Genomic DNA, 17,495 nt, shown 5'->3' with positions numbered 1-17,495 from the left:
CGCCATGCGCGCGATCATCGCTGTGTTCCTCTGGCTCAACCCGCTATCCGCGGCGGTCCAGCCGAGATTCCCCGTGCCGATGGACTTGTGTGCGGCGGTCGACGAAGCCTTGGTCAAGCGGCTCGTGCCAGATGCAAAGGCGAGGCATGACGGGCTCGACTGCGCCTGGACGAGCCGAAGTGTGGGCCTGACGGTCAAATCGGTCAGTGCGAACGGGAAGACGCTGGACTACACCTCCGAGGCACTGCACGAGCTCCACACAATTGGTAAGGACGTGGAGCCGTGGGACCGCACCTCCGCGCAGGCGCACGAGGCCTATCGGAAGCGCCTGGCCGACGACCTCCGCCCGTCCCGGCTGACCATCTGGCAGGAGCCCGACATCGGGGTGACCGGCGACAGGCGGCGCGGCGTGACCACGACGGCGGCGCGTGCGGTGCAGGGCGTGGGCGATGAGGCCCACGAGGTCGATTACCTCACCCCCCGCACGAAGCGGCCGGAGCGCGTCTACGTCGTCTTCCGCGCCGGCAACCTCCTGCTGGAGGTCGCCTACACCGGGATCGACGGCCGCGTGAGCGCCGAGCGTCTGCGTCAGGGAGCGGTGTCGGTGAGCAGTCGCATGGCCGCCACGCTCGGCCGGATGAGCCCGCCGGAGCAGACGCCCGCGACAACACCCGGCACCTACGCGGAGACGCCGATTGCGTGCGCCATGCTCACTCCGGCACAGATCAAGCAACTGAAAGCCGGAGACATGAAAGCGACCGGCTACCAACCCGACCGCTGCGAGTGGGGGCTGATGTTCGCGGATCCGCTGTTGACAGTGCAGTTCTCGGCACCCCAGAGGGGTCCGGCGGGCGATGGCATCGCTCAGGCGAAGGAGATGTTCGCCGGATGGAGGACACAGGAGTCGACCGCCGCGGACATCGGCGACATCGGGGACGAGGCGTTCGCCTCCAAGTCTGCGGTGGTCTTCAGGAAGACCAACCTGATCGGTCTCGTCACGGCGACGCCCCGGGCCCGCGCCGAGCAGGCCGCCCGGTGGATCGTGGCGGCTCTGCCATGATCAGGATCCTCGCGGCCGTTCTCGTGCTGCTCACCGCCGCCTGCTCGGCGGATCCGGCGCCCGCCAGGCCCATGCAGGCGTCCAGCACGCCGCAGGCGGGACCCGGCAGGTATACCCGGACGCCGGATCCGTGCTCTCTGCTCACCGCTGAGGGGGTGGAGCGGTTGGTCCCGCTGGCCGAGCAGAGGTACGACAAAACGGAGTGCACCTGGTCGACCCCACGTCATCTTGCGCCGGCGAACTCGCACTACACGCTCACGCTCGTCGTCCACCTGGCCACCGACGTCGCGGCGGCGGGCACGTATCTGAAGGAGCAGACCGAATCCCGCCCCGCGTTCGGGAGGTTTTATGTCAAGGGGAAGGCATCCGCTGTTTCGGGGGTGGGTGATGAGGCGGTCACCCTTGAGACGTCAAGATCCACGCTCCTGGTCTACCGGCTCAGCAACGCGGTGATCACCATTCAGTACGGCAGGGCCGTACAGGATGAGGCCCTGCAGGCCGACCCGCGGCAACGTGACAACGCGAGGAAGGCGGCGCTGTGGGTGGCGCAGGCCATGGATCGGCCCGCGCCCGCCGTCAACCCGTCGGACGGGCGGTTCGCCGCGGCGCCGTACGCGTGCGCACTGCTCGAGGACGGCGTCCCCGTGTCGGCGACCGTGTGCAACGACGGCGGTGTGATCGTCCAGGTACGGCTCGCGCCGCCGTGGCAGGGCAAAAGCGGGATCGCCGTGGCCAAGGAGATGATGGCCCATTACAGAAGCAAGCCGTTCAAGCCTGTGAAGAGCCTCGGGGATGAGGCGTTCCTCAAGAAGGACATCATGTGGGTCCGGGTGAGCAACCTCGTGCTGAAGGTCGGTAACGGCACGAGAGCCGACGTCGCCCGGGTCCTGGATCGCCTGCCGCCACCGTGAGCTGATTTCAAGACCGGTGAGTGGCTGTCTCGATTCCTCTCTTGGAGCCATCAGTACGCGGGCAACACCACGATGGGCTGGCCTGCCAGTAGGAGTGGAACGGCGAACCGGGTTTAGTGTCACATCTGTTGACGCTGTGCGGGATGATGATCGGCGGCGGTCCCGTCGTGATCTCTGGCGGGAGCCACTGGCCAGCCGATATCTCTACAGGAGAGGTGCCTGATGGCCCTGTCGGCGATGACGGCGGAGCAGCGTGCGAAGGCGTTGGCGAAGGCGGCCCAGGCGCGTACGGCGCGTCGTGCGCTGTTGGCGGAGGTGGCGTCCGGCGCGGTGAGTGTGGCGGAGGTGTTCGAGCGAAGCGGGCAAGATCTGGTGGGCAGGACACGGGTGGCTCCGGTCCTGCGGGCCGTTCCCAGGTATGGGCCGGCCCGGGTCGCGGCGTTGTTGGCCACCTCCGGGGTGCAGGAGAAACAGCGTGTTGGCGCGCTGAACGACCAGCAGCGCGAGCGACTCTTGCGGGCTTTGATCAGATGACAGCGCCGAGACTGATCGTGCGAGCTATCGGAGCTCCGCGTTCGGGTGAGGTTGGCTCTGCAGGCGATGGCGAAGTTCGGCCTCCTGCGCCGTCAGCGCCTGGCCCGGGCGTCGGATGCGGGCCGGGCGGGGTCGGGGGATGTCTTCGCCTTGCAGGAGGGCGAAGTCGGCGTGGGCCGCCTCGACGGCTTCGGGGTAGGCCTGCTGCTTGGCGTGTTCGGCGAGTGCGCGGTAGATGCTGGCCGCGCTGGGGTTGCGGCCCTTGCGCTTACCGGTGGGGATGATCAGGTCACCTCGGATGGATTCCACCGTCTCGCCGGTGGCGCGGCGGCGCAGCACGGTGTGCAGCATGTCGTCGGTGATGACCGGGGGCCGGCCGCCGTGGTTGCCGTTGCGGGCGGCGGCATCGAGTCCTTCCAGGGTGGACTCGCGGATGGCTTCGCGTTCGGTCTCGGCCATCGCGGCGAAGAAGCCGAACAGCATCCGGCCCGGCCCGGACGGGTCGTAGATCCCGGCCAGCGGCCCGGCAAGCATCTCCAGGACCAGGCCATGCGCGGTCAGGTGGTCGGCCAGCGCGGTCAGCTCGGCGGCGTCGCGGCCCAGCCGCTTCATCTCATACACCGTCAGGATGACCCGGCAGTGCGGGGCGTGCGCCTTGATCTGCCGGGCCAGCGCGAGCGCCGCCTCGAACTGCGGGCGCACCTTCACCCGGGTCGAGATCTTCTCGGAGAAGATTTTCTCGCGACCGATCCCGTGCGCGGCCAGCGCGTCCAGTTGCGACTGCAGTTCCTGGGTGAGCGCGGAGCAGCGGGCGTAGCCGATCCGGATGTCCGCTGACGGCCCACTGAGCGGCGCGGGCGGTGGTGTGCCCGGCCGCCAGGGCTGGCCCGGGTTCCGGTCGGCCGGGGTGATCACCCGCAACAGCTTCGCCAGCCGGACCACCTTGGTGAACCGGCCGGTGTGGTAGGTGCCGGCCACCGCGCCCGAACGCGACCGGCACGGCGAATTCGGCGCTACCGCGCATCGCGGACACGGGTGACGCTCGACCTCATCAGCGTCACGGGTGTGTTCATCGGCGATAGCGGACAGATGGGCGGGTTCGCGGGGTTCCGGGGCCTGAGCCATGCCCCAGAGGCTCTCACAAACATTTCCCAAAATGCGAAGATCTGCCGCCTTGCATGAGAACGAGTTCTGAGAAGAGATCAGCCCCCTCCGGCGATCAAAACCGGCACCCTCGGGCCGTCTGGCGATCTTCTCTGACAATAGACCGTTTATGAGAGCGGGTCCGAGGGGTTGCCTGCCGGCGGCTGGCAGTCTTCAGTGGCGCGCAGGTGCCGGACTGCTTGGCTGCGGGTGAACGCGCCGGGTGCGGGACTAGCTCGCACGGCGCGTTCAAGTGGTCTCATCCGGCCGCCCCGGTGGAGCGGGCCGCGTACGGCGAAACTGTAGTAACTGCCCTGCTACTCGTTGGCGACATCGGGTCGATGATTCTCCTGACCAGCCGGTACGGATGCCATGGGGCAGTCCGGCCTCTGGTCTCTCCTGGTGATCGGTAGCCTGCAAGTCACATGTAAGCCTGCACGTCTAGACATACATATGTGAACTAAGACGCCGAAATTCGCGTGAAGACGGCGTTCCATCCGTCATCGCCGTGAACGAGCCCGATCATCTCGTTACAATGCCGACTCCGCTGAAGGATGGGAGCGCTCCGCATGGCGCTGGAGATCAGATTCCTCGGCCCGTGGCAGGTCCTGGCCGCTGACGAGCCGGTCCGGCTCGCCGGGCAACGACGAATCGGCGTGCTGGCCAGACTCGCCCTGGACGCCGGGCAGGTCGTACACGCCGAGCGGATCCTCACCGACATTTGGGGACAGAGCTCCGCGGCGACCGTGGCCAAACAACTCCACATCGTGATCTCCAAACTCCGCGAAACCCTCGGACCCCACACCACCGAAGAGATCATCCAGACCATGCCCGGCGGCTATCGGCTCGCGCTCGAACCCGACCACATCGACGCCCACCTGTTCACCCGCCTGGCCAAACGCGCCCGCACCGCCCAGGCGCAAGGGGGCAGGGCCGCCGCGGACGCCCTGTTCCGCACAGTCCTGCAGTTGTGGCGAGGCGAACCACTGGCCGGACTGACCGACCCCTGGGCACGAATCGAAGCCACCCGCCTGGAAGAAGAACACCGCACCGTCCTGGAAGACCACGCCGATCTCCGCCTCGCCGCTGGCGACCACCACGCGCTGGCCGCCGACCTGGCCGTACACGTGCGGGCCCACCCACTACGCGAACGCCCCGCCGCCCAACTCATGCTCGCCCTGCACCGTGCCGGCCGCCCATCCGAAGCGCTCGCCGTTTACCAGGACACCCGCCGGATCATGGTCTCCGAACTCGGCCTCGAACCCGGCGCCGAACTACGCCGCCTGCACCAGGCCGTCCTGGTCAAGGACCCCGTCCTCGACCTGACCACCCCGGCCCAACAGGTCACTCTCAGCGAGCCGTACATCCCGGCCGAACTGCCCGCCGACACCCACGCCTTCACCGCCCGCGCCACCGAGATCCACCGCCTGCGCACCGCACTCGGCCCAGCCGACAGCCCCACCCACGGGCCTGCCATCACCGTGATCGACGGACCCGGCGGCATCGGTAAATCCGCCCTGGCCGTTCACGTCGCCCACGCCATGGCCGCCCGGTTCACCGACGGCGTCATCTACCTCAACTTGCACGGATCCACCGCCGGACTCGACCCACTGACGCCGGCCCAAGCCCTGCGCCACCTGCTGCGCTCCCTCGGCCTGGACGGCGCCGCCGTCCCCGCCGACCTGGGCGAGGCCGCCGCCCGCTACCGCTCCCTGACCGCGACCTGCAACCTGCTGGTCATCCTGGACAACGCCCGCGATGTCCACCAGATCCGCCCGCTCATCCCCGCCGGCCCCGGCTGCCGGGTCCTGATCACCTGCCGGGACCCCCTGGCCACCCTGGACAACGCCCGCCACCTCCACCTGGGCACCCTGAACGCCGCCGACGCCGCCGCGCTATTGTCCCGCCTGGCCGGACCCGACCGAGTCCGCGCCGAACCGCACGCGGCCGAGCGGGTTGTCCAGCTGTGCGGCGGCTTCCCCCTCGCCCTGCGGATCGTCGGCGCCCGCCTGGCGGCCCGCCCCGACTGGACCCTGTCCGACCTGGAAGGACGGCTGGCCGACGCCACCCGCCGTCTGGACGTGCTGGAGTACGCCGACCTGGCCGTCCGCGCCAGCATCGCGGTCAGCCACCACCACCTCCGAGAAGAACCCGCCGGCCGTGACGCCGCCCACCTGCTGCCCCTGCTCGGCCTGCTCGGCCTGCCCACGCACACCCCCGCCGTCACCGCCACCCTGACCAGCTGGCCCCACCACCGCGCCGAAGCCGCCCTGGAACGCCTGCAGGACGCCCGCCTCCTCGAGGCCGCCGGGCCCGACCGCTACCAGTTCCACGACCTGGTCGGTCTATATGCCCGCGAACGGGCACACCAGGACCTGCCGGAGGAGGAACGCACCGCCGCCGTCCGGCGCGCGCTCCACCACTACCTGACCACCCTCTGGATGGCGAGCACCCTCCTCAACAAGGATCCCGTAGTGCGATGCCCCGTCGAGTTGCCCGACATCACCTTCAAGGAACCGGCCGAGGCGAGACGATGGGTCCAGGATGAGCGGGACAACCTGCTCGCCGCCGCGCAGCAGGCTTTGGCCGGCCCCGACCCGGCGACCGCCATCGGCCTGGCCATCGGACTCCACTGGCCTTTCTGCTACCAGGGCTGGCACACGCAACTGGCTGACATCTACGCGCACGCCATCGAGGTGGCCGATCGCATCGCGGCATGGGAGGACAAGGCCCAGCTCCGCAGCTTCCTGGGTTGGGTCTACCGGGACCAGGGCCGCTACGACGCCGCGATCGCGCAACTGAAGACGGCTCTCACCGACTGGGATCGCGCGGAACTGCCCCGAAGGAAGGTGGGAGCCCTCAGCAACCTCGGTGTCATCCACACGATCGTGGGCCGTCTCGACGACGCGCTCGCTTACCTGGAGTCGGCTCTGACGCTCAACGACGACGCCGAACGCCCTGGGGCCCCGGCCGTGCTCCGCAACAACCGGGTGCATGTCTACTACCGGCAGGGGCGCTTTGACGAGGCGATCGCCGAAGCACGCCAGTTGGTGGAGCTGTGGCCGAAGACGGACCCGCTCGCCGGTGCGGGCTCGGCACACGACTCGCTGGGCGACATCTACCTCCATGCCGGTCGGCTGACCGAGGCGGTGGACAGCTACACGACGGCCGCGCGGCGGTTCCGCGAGTCGGGATACCACCTGAAGGAAGCCAGGTCACGCTGGTGGTTCGGCATCGCGCTGCACGACCTCGAACGGCACGGCGAAGCACGGAAACAGTGGGAGGGCTCCGTCCGCCTCCTGCGCGACGCCCGCCTGCTCACGCCAGGGGAGGCGACCGAGATCCTCGCCCAGCCCGTGCCGGAAACACCCCAGCCGATCAAGAACATGCTCTGACCCTTCATTCCGGTGCGTGTCCCACGTTGGTGCGTACCCTGCTCGCGACCGCATGAGCACCCGCGACGAACCAGCCCGCCGACCACGCCGATCCGCCGCCGCTCGACACCATGGTCGAGGACGACGATGAAGGTAAGGAGGCATAGGTGCGGCTGCCGGTCGATCCGTCCGAACCCATGGCTTGCTGGCTGGCGATCATCTAGGCCAGCCTGCGACTTCCCCCGCTTTGCGCGAGGTTGCCGCAACCGTGGCGCCCGCGGGTGTGGTGGGCGGTCATCGTGGGGACGGACGATAACGGGGTGAGCACTGCGAGTGAAGGACACGCACAAGCCAGGCCGAACAACGCGAGCCCCGGCGGCCGGACCGCGACATTGGCGGGGCGCGCCCTGGCCATGAGCCGGTACGAGATACTCGCGCCGCACCTGCACGAGGAGGTGCCGCTGGCACGGTTGGCGGCCGACCAGGGCGAGGGTGGCCCCTCCTACCGGACCTTGCAGCGGTGGCTGGCCGGCTACCGGCGCGCCGGCCTGGACGGCTTGGCTCGTGCCAGCCGCAGCGACAAGGGCCTACGCCGCTTCCCGGACGAGCTGGTGGCGTTCGTCGAGGGGCTTGCCCTGCGCAAAGCCTCGCCCCAGCGCGGCAACGATCCACCGGCAGGCCGAGAGCGTCGCCAAGGCACGCGGCTGGCCGGTGCCGGGCTTCTGGACCGTGCACGGCATCGTCGCCGACCTCGACCCTGCGTTGGTCACCCTCGGCGTGGACGGCACCAAGAAGTACCGGGAGTCCTTCGAGCTGGTGTACCGGCGCGAAGCCAAGAGCCCGACGGCACCTGGCGGTTCCTGATCGACGATCCGACCTTCGGCTTGAGCCATCACCACGAGGTGGAATCGATACAAGGAGCACAACACCGTCGAGCGCTGCGTCAACAAGCTTCGCCAGCACCTGCCGTGGCCACCCGCTTCAACAGACGTGAGCGGACCTACCAGGGCACCCTCGACGTCGCATCGATCTGATCCGGCTCGAAGAGCCAGTCACATGATCACGGCTGAAGCTCCGAGGACTTCTCCCTTCGGCTCAGCGTCGGTCGCGGCAATCACCGACATTCTTGGATGGACAGGGCGACTCGTTAGGCTGCGTCACAACGAGGTCGCGAGCGGGTGAGTTGGGAGGTGACGGGTGGCTGGGGAAGCGGCGCGGCTGCTGGTGCGCTTCGGCCGCCGGTATGCGGCCGCAGTGCGTCTGGCGACGCTGGTTCCGATCTGCGGGATCGCCCTGTTCCGCGCCCCTCCCGAGCACTTGACGAGTACCGCGTACGTGGTCGGCGTCGCGGCCGCCTGGACCTGCGGATACGCGTGGTGGCTGCGCGCGGGCCGGAGAAGCCTGCCGGTGGCTCTGGACGTGGTCGTCCTGCTGGGGCTGTTCGCGAGCGTCTTCTGGACCGGCGCCGTTGAGGACACGAACACCGGGTGGCTGCGGCTCCTCGTCACCTTCGCCTGTGTGACGTGCCAGTGGCACACTGCGCCCTTGGCGGGCGGCGCGGCGGCGCTGGCGGCCGGGGGCGGGGCGGCGGTCCTCCTCACCGCGGCGGGAGCGGCGGACGTGGACGCGAGCCTGATCGGAGGGACAGTGTGGATGGTGCCGGCGGCCGCGCTGTCCAGAGCGGCTTGGGCGCTCGTCCAGCGCGCCGCGAAACGGGCCGACCGAATGGCGGCCGAGGCCGTGCGGGCGCGCGGCGAGTCGCTGGTGGCCGCGGCAGTTCGTGCCGAGGAACGCGAGCTCGCCAACGCATTACACGACACGGCGGCGACGACCCTGCTGATGGTCGGCATCGGGCAGGTGCGTTCGGACGCGGACTGGCTGGCACCGCAGGCACGCCGCGATCTGGACAGGCTGCGCTCCGACAACGAGCGGGCACCGCAGCACGCCGACCTCGTCGATCTGCTGCGCGCCGACCTCGATGCCACGCATCTGACCGTGGAGTTCGACGCCCCTGCGCAGCTGCGGCTTCCGTTCGACGTCGCCAGGGCGATCGCCGACGCGGCGCGGGAAACCCTCACCAACGTACGCCGCCACGCGGGCACGACGCGCGCGACCGTCCGGCTGCGCGGGGACGCGCGGACGCTGCGACTCGACATCGCCGACCAGGGGAAGGGATTTTCGCCGACGGACGTGCTGGCCACCCGCCGCGGCATACGCGAGTCCGTGCGCGGCAGGATGAGCCGCCTCGGCGGCACGGCCACGATCACCTCCGCCGAAGGCGAAGGCACCCTCGTACGGCTGGAATGGCATGGCGGCCATGAGTGACACCCTCGAAGAGGTGACGCGCGCGCAGCTGAGGCACGGCCTGCGGATCGCGGCGCTGCTCGTTGCCACGGCGATCGTGTTCGGGCTCGGACTGGCCAACTTGCTGCACCACTTGGACACCCATGAGTCACCACTCACGCAGCTGGCCGCCTTCGCGGCACTGGGAGCAGTGCTCGCCGGTGAGGCCACGCTGCTCGTTCGAGGGCGTTCGTGGAGCCGGCTGCGCGGGCCCGCCATCGCCATTGTGCTCGGTGCGTCTGCTCTGTCGTATGCGACCCTGCCGGAAGGGCGCACATCGACCACCGTGGATTGGATTTTCGGTGCTGCCAACTGGGTGGGCATCGTCGTGCTGCTCGACCGTCCGCTGCGGACCGCAGCGTCGTTCCTGCTGGCCCATGAGCTCGCTGCCCTGCTCAACCTGGTCCTGCTCGATGACCCCAGCCGGCAGGCACTGGCTCGGCTCGCCACCGGCTCGGTGACCGTGATCGGCTTCCCTCTGTGTTTGGCCGTGGTGGCGGCCGTCCTGCGCGGTCTCAGCGCGGCGGCGGCGGCCTCCCGCAGGGAGATCGAGCAGGTGCGTGTCGCCGAGGCCGTCGCCGCGGAGTCCCACCGCCGCAGGCAGCAGCGGTTCGCCGAGCTGTCGGCGACCACGGTCCCGCTGCTGGAGGGGCTTGCGGACGGCTCGCTCCGCCCCGAGGACCCGGTGGTCCAGCGGCGGTGCGCCATCGAGGCGGCCCGGATGCGGAGGCTGTTCGCCGAGGGCGACACTGTCGCGAATCCCCTGTTGCACGAGCTGCGCCACTGTATCGACGTGGCGGACCGCAAGGGCGTCGTGGTGGAACTGGACGCACGCGGCCAGTGGCCGACGCCGCCCGTGGCCGTTCGGCGCGATCTGACCGAGGCGGTGCTCATCGTGCTCGCCACCGCCGCCTCCCGGGCACGGGTCACCGTCGTGGGGAGTGCGGACCTGGTATCGGTCAGCGTGGTCGCGAACTGCGGTGAGGTGAACGTGCCGAGCCCGGTGACACCCGGCGTACGGGTCGAAGCGTTGAACACCGACGATATGGTCTGGATGGAGGCCCGATGGCAGCCGATTCGGCAGCGGACGAGCTGATCACTGCGGTGATCATAGATGATCATGCGGCCATCGCCGCAGGCGTGCGCTCTTGGTGCTCCGAAGCCGTGCCGCCGATCAATCTCATCGATGCCGGGGACCGGCTCGCTGATATATGGACCGGACCCGGTGCCGTCGCCGACGTGGTGATCTTCGATTTGGAGTTGGTGCCGCGCAGACCGGACTTCGGCGAGCTTCGCAGGCTGGTCGACAGCGACAGGCGCGTGATCGTGTATTCCCAGCACACCGACGATGCGACCGCGATCAAATGCGTAGACCTCGGCGCGCTCGCCTACCTGACCAAGCGTGAGGGACCTGACCACCTGGTACCCGCCATCCGGGCGGCCGCGCTGGGCGAGCCCTACACCCCTCCGTCGCTGTCCGGGGCGCTCATCGCCGATGACGACCCCGGCCGGCCGCGCCTGTCCCAGCGCGAAACCGAGGTGCTGCGGGCGTGGTTCGTGTCCTCGTCCAAGGAACTCGTCGCCGCGAAGCTCAACATTACTGTCAAGACCGTTGACACCTATATCGCGCGGGTGCGGGTGAAGTACGCCAACGTGGGACGGGCCGCCCGTACCAAGAGCGAACTCGTCGGCAGGGCCCTCGATGACGGACTCATCACGCTCGCCGAGCTCAACCAAACGGTGACCCCGATGTAGGGCGTTCACCGGACACCGGCCCGCCCTGTGCCTTCGTAGAGTAATGATCAGTCGCGGCGCAGCCGCGCGGATACCCTCTGCGACGGGGCAGCGGGGATGGATGTGAAAGTAATGGGGGAAGGTTCCTGCCTTGCCGTTGATCTTCGCGACGGGCGCGTTCACGGTTGCTCGCACAGGTGAGGATTCGTGTGCGAAGTGATCGACTAGTTCTGGTCGATGTCGAACGCGGAGACGGGCACCGGCACCTCGACGGGGGGTCGGCGGTGGCGTTGATGAGAGACAGCGCCACCGCCGGGCGATGACGCCGTTCCAGCCGGAGCCGTCCATCCAGCCGCGGTGGACAGCACGATCGTCGGGATCGAGGCGTGGCGCTTGAGGCTTTCGCGCCCTGCGTCGAGTCACCGGGCAGGAGAGCCGTCGGCACGAGCCGGCTGTCCTGCACCTACCAGCAGATGTGTCCTTCCCTTCATGTCGGCTATCCAAGAAGACAGGGAGAGCCCTGATGGGACTGGAGATCAAATTCCTGGGGCCATGGGAGGCCACAGCGAACGGTGAGCCGGTGAAGGTAACCGGTGAACGGCGGGTTGGGGTCTTGACCAGGCTGGCACTGAGCGCTGGGCAGCCGGTCCCCGCGGAGGAACTCCTTACCCAAGTATGGGGCCAGAGCACAGCGACGACGGCAAACAAACAACTGCACATCGTAGTGTCGAAGCTGCGCAGCTTACTCTCACCGCACCAAGACGACGACATCATCACGACCGTCTCCGGCGGCTACCAGCTGAATCTCGCGTGCGAGCGCATCGACGCCCACCTGTTCACGCTCCTGGCCCACCAGGCACGTGCCGCATGGGCCCAGGGCGAGATCGCGAGGGCGGACGCACTGTTCCAGCGGGCTCTGGCTCTGTGGCGGGGTAACGCGCTGCCAGACATGACCGCCTCATGGGCCCAGGTCGAGTCCGCCCGCCTGCAAGAGGAGCACCTGACCGCACTGGAAGACCATATCAACCTCCGTCTGGCGGCCGGTGATCATCACGCGGTGGTACCGGCGCTCATGGCCCACGCCGAGGCCCACCCGCTGCGGGAACGCCCTCGCGCCCAGCTGATGCTGGCGCTGTACCGGGCCTCCCGATCGTCCGAAGCCCTCGCGGTGTACCAGGAGACTCGCCGCGTCATGGTCGATGAGCTGGGCATCGAACCAGGAGCGGTGTTGCGTCGGCTGCAGCAGGCGGTGCTCCGGCGAGATCCCGCACTCGACCTCACCTCCCCGGCGCAGCGAACCACGCTCACCGAGCCCGTCATCCCGGCCGAACTCCCCGCCGGCACCCGGACGTTCACCGCGCGCGCCACCGAAATCGCCTGGCTGCACAAGACGCTCACCGACACCGGGCGCGGATCGCCAGCCGTCGCTGCGATACATGGCCCCGGCGGGATCGGCAAATCCGCGCTGGCCGTCCACGCCGCGCACGCCATCGCCGATCACTTCGCTGACGGCGTTCTCTACGTCGATCTGCGCGCCGCCACCGCCGGGCTCCAGCCGCTGTCGCCGGTCGAGGCTCTGAGCCGGCTGCTGCGCTCACTCGGGCTCGACGGCGCCGCCATACCGCCCACCCTGGACGAGGCCGTCGCCCGATACCGCTCCCTTACCTCGACGCGCAACCTGCTGGTCATCCTCGACGACGCGTTCGACGCGAGCCAGGTCCGGCCTCTCATTCCCACCGGGCCCGCGTGCGCGGTCATCATTACCAGCCGCCAGATCATGGCTTCACTCGATATGCCGAGCCATCTGCACCTGACTGGGCTCGACCACGCCGACGCGGCCGCGCTGTTCGCCCGCCTCGCGGATCCCGGCCGAGTCTGTGCCGAGCCGGAAGCGGCACGCCAGATCGTACGGCAATGTAGCGGCCTTCCCCTCGCGCTCCGCATCTCGGCGGCACGCCTGGCTGCTCGCCCCGAGCGCAAGCTGTCCCATCTGGCCGATCAGCTCGCCAACCCAGGCCGCCGCCTCGATGCCCTCCAACACGCCGACCTGTCGATGCGGGACAGCATCGCGGTCAGCCTCCAGCACCTTCCAAATGAGCCTGCAGGTCACGACGCCGCCCACGCATTCTTCTTGCTCGGCCTCCTGGAAACCTCCACCCACACGGCGGCTGCCGCGTCCGCTCTCACCGACTGGCCGGAATACCGCGCGGAAGCCGCGCTCAACCGTCTCTTGGACGTCCGCCTTATCGAATCCGCCGGGCCCGGCCGCTACCGGATGCACGACCTGATCCGCCTCTATGCCCGCGAGCAGGCCGCCCATCACATGCCTGAACCTGTGCGCATCACCGCCACCCGCCGCGCGTTCCATCACCCGCCAACGCCGGTTCCGGCACACCTCTCGCCGCGCGCCTGCTTTAGCGCGTCATGTGGCGCACATACGCCGACATGGCCCGCATGGAGGAACTCCTCACGACCAGCGACCTGCACTGCACTTCGGTGCGCCCGACCCGGCTGACCGACCAGCTCGCCACCGGCCGCCCCCATCTCCATCGGCGCCACCGACAAGGTGGGCGCCACCACCGCCCGAGCCGACCTCACCGCCTTCATCCGCACCGCGGTCGCCGTCTCATCCTGAGGCTCCCGGGGTTCAGATGGGAGGAGACCTCCGTGCCGGCCAGCGTCAGAACGCCAAAGCGTCCCAGAGTCTCCGCAGTTCCCTCCGGACACGCGATGAAGACCATCCGGCCTGAGGGCACTCCGGTCTGTGGCTGTTCTCGTCTACGATCAAGCCCCACATTGGGGAGGCTCACAAGGCCACGAACGCCTAACAGATGGTTTCCTCGCCTCAGCGTAGGGCCATGTACACGGCCCTACAGGACCGCTCTCAGCCTTGATCGTTCGTGCGCCCATGGCTCTTGCTGATGCGGCGACAGGCCAGCGGTCGGCGTGTTCGTTGGGTATGGCGGCGCGGCGCGCCGCCGCAAGGCGGTGTGGGATCGCGCTGTGCTCCTCATCCGGGCCGGAGGCCCTCAGAAGTACGGTGTCCAGCCGGAGCCGATCGCGGTGGCGGGGCCGAACTTGTTGCCGCCTTCGCCGTTCCAGATGGTCAGCGTTCCGGTGGCGGCGGAGAAGAGGTCGCCCACGCCGTCGGCATTGAAGTCCGACGTGGCCGATGCACCCATTTCGGCGTAGTGCGGGTTCTGCGCGTGGGTGAGGGTCTCCCAGCCCAGGAAGTGGGACACCCCGGCGGGGCGGTTCTGCTCGACCCACTGCTTGGCGTAGGGAATGTCGTCGTATCCGAGACGTTGGTGCAGCGCGTTGTAGCCGACCTCGAAGTGGTCCCCGAGGTCCTTGGTGACCTTTCCGCCGCACAGCCAGGACGGCGCCGTCCCGCCCAGTTGCAGTCGAGCGTGGAAGTCCATCGCGTATCGCAGCCGGTGCTTGGCCGTGGCGTACAGGTCCACGCCCTGGTGGCTGGCCGTCTCCGCGACGTGGGAGATGGCGGCGAGGCCCCATCCGGTGTGCCAGAAGTCGCGGCAGGTCTCCTGGGTCAGGCCGTCTACGAACTTGGTCTGCCCGTGCCAGTAGTCGATGATCTCGGCTTTGGTGTTGTACGTGCTGCCCGGTGGTGCCTTGGGCAGCGAGCCGTCCGTCGCGAGGTAGATGTAGGCGGGCAGCCTGCCGCGCCAGGTTGTGACCGCTCGGTCGAAGGAGGCACGGTCGTCCAGGTGCACGGCGATACCGATGGCGGCATCCGTCATGATCAGTTCCCAGTTGCCGTTGTGGTTGGGGCTTCCGGCGATCACGGTCGGGAGATACACGGTGCGCAGCTTGCCGGCGAACCGGCCGGCCTGAGTCCAGCCGGTGTAGGTGTGCTTGATGAGCTCGGCGGCGCGGGAGAAGCTGGCGCCCGCCCAGCCGGTCTGCAGCGGCGCGTTGCTCCCGGTGTGTTTAGTGATCACGGCTGACCAGGCGTCCATGATCTGGATCGCCTTCTTCGCGTAGCGGGAGTTCTTGGTGAGGTACCACCGCAGGGCATGCGTGTAGGCCGCCATGGCGTCCTTGCGTTCGTCCGAGCAGCCGTTGTCGGGATTCGACGACGGGCCGCACTCCACGACGGCGCGGGGCTTGGCCGTATAGGACAGCGAGGCATAGGAACTGCCTTGCAGGGCGTTCCAGGCAGACTTCCACGGCTCGTTGCCGAGGTTGGCTCTGACGAAGTCGAGCTGAGCGCGGCTGACCAGGACGCCAGGATGCTTGAACACGGCAGCCTGTGCAGGCTGCGGGACGGATAAGGCGGCGACCACGAGCATGGTGGCGGCAAGAGGACGAGCGAGACGCACGGGCTTCCTTCCAAGACGAGGACGCCCATTCCGTCAGCCGCCGGCTCAGCCAGTCAAGGCGTTCATGCCGTGAACATAGGCCCGATATACCCGCCGCATACCGGACCCACGGCTGGGCACCTCGCGGGTTCAGGATTTCGGCCAGACGGTGACGAGGGCGAGGCGGGCATGCTGGTCCTGACAGGGGGATCAACGGCGAAGCGGGAGTGCTGGAGCCGGTTGGCTAGGTAGGCAAGAACAATTGTTCTGGCACGACAGCGAACACAGGGCCTTAGCAAGATCAAAGCCCAGGTCTCGGATTCCACTTCGACCTGGTCTTTCGCGTTGAGAGCGGGTGACGGGGATCGAACCCGCCCTCCCACGGCTCGTTCGTCCTCGGCTTCGCCTCTGGGCGCTCCAGCTTGACCTACTCCTCAGAATGGACGGCTACCTCAACGACCTGCGATCCATCTGCTGAAGATCCGTCGTCGCAGGCATGATCAGCGAATACCACCACGCCGCTTAACCTCAAGACGTCCGCGGGGGGAGCGGGTATATGTGAGGGCTGGCCAGACATAGAGAATCGCGCGTGCGGTCGCCGGCCGAAAGCGATCGTCGGGCCAGTGGCGACCTACATGACGAAAGCCTTATTCGCATTGGTCTGACCGAAAACCAAAAACCTCCCATGGCTGCGGCGCATGAGCAGCCGCTGCCGCTCGGGCCATCCGCCCCGGGTGGACAGACCGGTCAGCTCCGCGACATCGCACTCGTCCTGGACGGTGCCGTCCTGGCCGATCGACGCGCTCCAGGCCAAGGCGGGTAGCCGGGCGATCGCGATCTCGTCGGCCTCGGCATCTTCCAGCCGACCAAGTACCGAACCGTCCGCCGGGTGGTGTTCAGCCCTTGTAGATCTTCCAGCAGGTCATGGGTCGCTCCGGCCCCGTCGATGCCCATCGGCTGCCACTGCAAGTGGCCGCGACATACCACGTACATACCGTCGCAACTTACGCTCGCACCCGGTGCCGATCCCGAGCATTCCCGCGCGAACACCCACCGCAGGAAGAGTCCATTTCACCGACGCTGAGTCACCGTCTCCGGCTCCTCCGGTGACAGGCATGCCCGAATACGAATCGGCGCCCCACGTCAGGACCCTCCTGAGAAAGGGACCACATGAAGAAGAGATTATGTCTCACCAGTCGCCTCGCGAGCATGGCCGTGGTGGTCACGGTCGCGGCAGGCGGCCTGATGGCCACCTCCGCCCCTGCCGCAGCCGCACCGGACTTCCAGCTGCCCTTCCCTGCGGGCAGAAGTGGCGGCTGAACACCTACGACTCCACGCACGCCCCTGCCCTGGACATGGTCCGCGAGCCGCAATCGGAAACCGAGGGCTCGCTGCTGGTCGCCCCGGCCGCCGGCACGGTGAACCGGTCCGAGTACCACAGCAAGGCCGGCAACATGATCCAGATCGACCACGGTGGCGGGCACTTCACCACCTACATCCACCTGCAGTCCCGTGCTGTGGACGTCGGCACCAGGGTCACGCGGGGACAGACCATCGGCAGGGTCGGTCACACCGGTCCGACGTCCAACGGAACTCCGCACCTGCACTACGAGCAGGGCTACGACGCCGACGGCGACGGCTCCGCCTCCTGGGGCTTCGAGGGCGCCGAGTGGGTCACGGCCAGGTTCGACGGCAAGGCGTACGGCCCCGCCCCCGGTGGCGAATGGCGCAACGTCGAAAGCCGTAACGGCTGCTCTTCAGCTCTGTCCGGCGCGGATTTCGACGCTGATGGCGTCGGCGACATCTTCTCGGCCGCCACCGGAACGCTGAACATCTGGAACGGCAAGGGATCCAACACCTTCACCGGCGCCATCGAAGTCGGGCCCGGATGGGGACCCTACGACGACACCCTGATGTCTCTCGGCGACGTCAACAACGACGGCCACAGCGACATCGCCGCCACCAATGACGGCACCCTCTACGTCTGGAACGGCAAAGGCAGCAACACCTTCGGCGCCGCCAACGCCATCGGCCCCGGCTGGGCCCCCTCCTTCTAGTCTGGGTGCGAGGGTGC

13 protein-coding genes are annotated in these 17,495 nt (G+C 68.3%); 10 read left to right on the top strand and 3 right to left on the bottom strand.

Going from position 1 to position 17,495, the window contains the following annotated elements:
• The first annotated feature begins 4 nt into the window (after positions 1–4).
• From ACGFNP_RS22410 to mihF, 3 genes are all read left to right on the top strand, one after another.
• Positions 5–1,060, top strand: a complete 1,056-nt coding sequence (locus ACGFNP_RS22410; RefSeq protein WP_358335999.1) for a hypothetical protein — start codon at positions 5–7, stop codon at positions 1,058–1,060.
• Positions 1,057–1,971 carry a hypothetical protein gene (locus ACGFNP_RS22405; protein WP_358336002.1) on the top strand — a complete coding sequence of 305 codons (915 nt, stop codon included), beginning with the start codon at positions 1,057–1,059 and terminating at the stop codon, positions 1,969–1,971. The genes ACGFNP_RS22410 and ACGFNP_RS22405 overlap by 4 nt, the downstream gene beginning before the upstream one ends.
• Positions 1,972–2,193: 222 nt before the next feature.
• Positions 2,194–2,505, top strand: coding sequence for an integration host factor, actinobacterial type (mihF, locus tag ACGFNP_RS22400; protein ID WP_393321473.1), 312 nt, complete (start codon positions 2,194–2,196; stop codon positions 2,503–2,505).
• A 24-nt stretch (positions 2,506–2,529) separates the two neighbouring features.
• Here mihF and ACGFNP_RS22395 read toward each other — a convergent pair whose 3' ends face one another.
• Positions 2,530–3,483, bottom strand: coding sequence for a recombinase family protein (locus ACGFNP_RS22395; protein WP_393321470.1), 954 nt, complete (start codon positions 3,481–3,483; stop codon positions 2,530–2,532).
• Positions 3,484–4,217: 734 nt separating this feature from the next.
• Here ACGFNP_RS22395 and ACGFNP_RS22390 point away from each other — a divergent pair.
• Positions 4,218–7,043: a BTAD domain-containing putative transcriptional regulator gene (locus ACGFNP_RS22390; RefSeq protein ID WP_358336010.1), complete on the top strand. Its 2,826-nt coding sequence runs from the start codon at positions 4,218–4,220 to the stop codon at positions 7,041–7,043.
• A gap of 4 nt (positions 7,044–7,047) precedes the next feature.
• On the opposite strand, the gene ACGFNP_RS22385 is transcribed toward ACGFNP_RS22390, so the two are convergent.
• Complete coding sequence (locus ACGFNP_RS22385; protein ID WP_393321466.1) at positions 7,048–7,242, bottom strand: hypothetical protein; 195 nt, start codon at positions 7,240–7,242, stop codon at positions 7,048–7,050.
• Between the two features lie 410 nt (positions 7,243–7,652).
• On the opposite strand from ACGFNP_RS22385, the gene ACGFNP_RS22380 reads away from it, so the two are divergent.
• From ACGFNP_RS22380 to ACGFNP_RS22360, 5 genes are all read left to right on the top strand, one after another.
• Positions 7,653–7,886, top strand: coding sequence for a hypothetical protein (locus tag ACGFNP_RS22380; protein WP_358336016.1), 234 nt, complete (start codon positions 7,653–7,655; stop codon positions 7,884–7,886).
• A gap of 333 nt (positions 7,887–8,219) precedes the next feature.
• Positions 8,220–9,347: an ATP-binding protein gene (locus tag ACGFNP_RS22375; protein WP_358336019.1), complete on the top strand. Its 1,128-nt coding sequence runs from the start codon at positions 8,220–8,222 to the stop codon at positions 9,345–9,347.
• Complete coding sequence (locus ACGFNP_RS22370; RefSeq protein ID WP_393321462.1) at positions 9,340–10,461, top strand: hypothetical protein; 1,122 nt, start codon at positions 9,340–9,342, stop codon at positions 10,459–10,461. The genes ACGFNP_RS22375 and ACGFNP_RS22370 overlap by 8 nt, the downstream gene beginning before the upstream one ends.
• On the top strand, positions 10,431–11,120 hold the full coding sequence (locus tag ACGFNP_RS22365; RefSeq protein ID WP_358336025.1) for a response regulator transcription factor: 690 nt from the start codon (positions 10,431–10,433) through the stop codon (positions 11,118–11,120). Before ACGFNP_RS22370 ends, ACGFNP_RS22365 begins: the two co-directional genes overlap by 31 nt.
• 502 nt (positions 11,121–11,622) lie before the next feature.
• On the top strand, positions 11,623–13,614 hold the full coding sequence (locus tag ACGFNP_RS22360; protein ID WP_393321458.1) for a BTAD domain-containing putative transcriptional regulator: 1,992 nt from the start codon (positions 11,623–11,625) through the stop codon (positions 13,612–13,614).
• 514 nt (positions 13,615–14,128) lie between these two features.
• Here ACGFNP_RS22360 and ACGFNP_RS22355 read toward each other — a convergent pair.
• Complete coding sequence (locus ACGFNP_RS22355) at positions 14,129–15,442, bottom strand: alginate lyase family protein (RefSeq protein WP_393321455.1); 1,314 nt, start codon at positions 15,440–15,442, stop codon at positions 14,129–14,131.
• A 1,163-nt stretch (positions 15,443–16,605) separates the two neighbouring features.
• Between ACGFNP_RS22355 and ACGFNP_RS22350 the strand changes: the two genes are divergently transcribed.
• Positions 16,606–17,478 (top strand): peptidoglycan DD-metalloendopeptidase family protein, encoded by an 873-nt coding sequence (locus tag ACGFNP_RS22350; RefSeq protein ID WP_358336034.1) that lies wholly within the window; start codon positions 16,606–16,608, stop codon positions 17,476–17,478.
• Positions 17,479–17,495 lie beyond the last annotated feature (17 nt).

The sequence above is a fragment of the Nonomuraea sp. NPDC049269 genome (assembly GCF_043197155.1).
Lineage (GTDB): Bacteria > Actinomycetota > Actinomycetes > Streptosporangiales > Streptosporangiaceae > Nonomuraea.
This window is presented reverse-complemented; position numbering and strand designations above follow the sequence as displayed.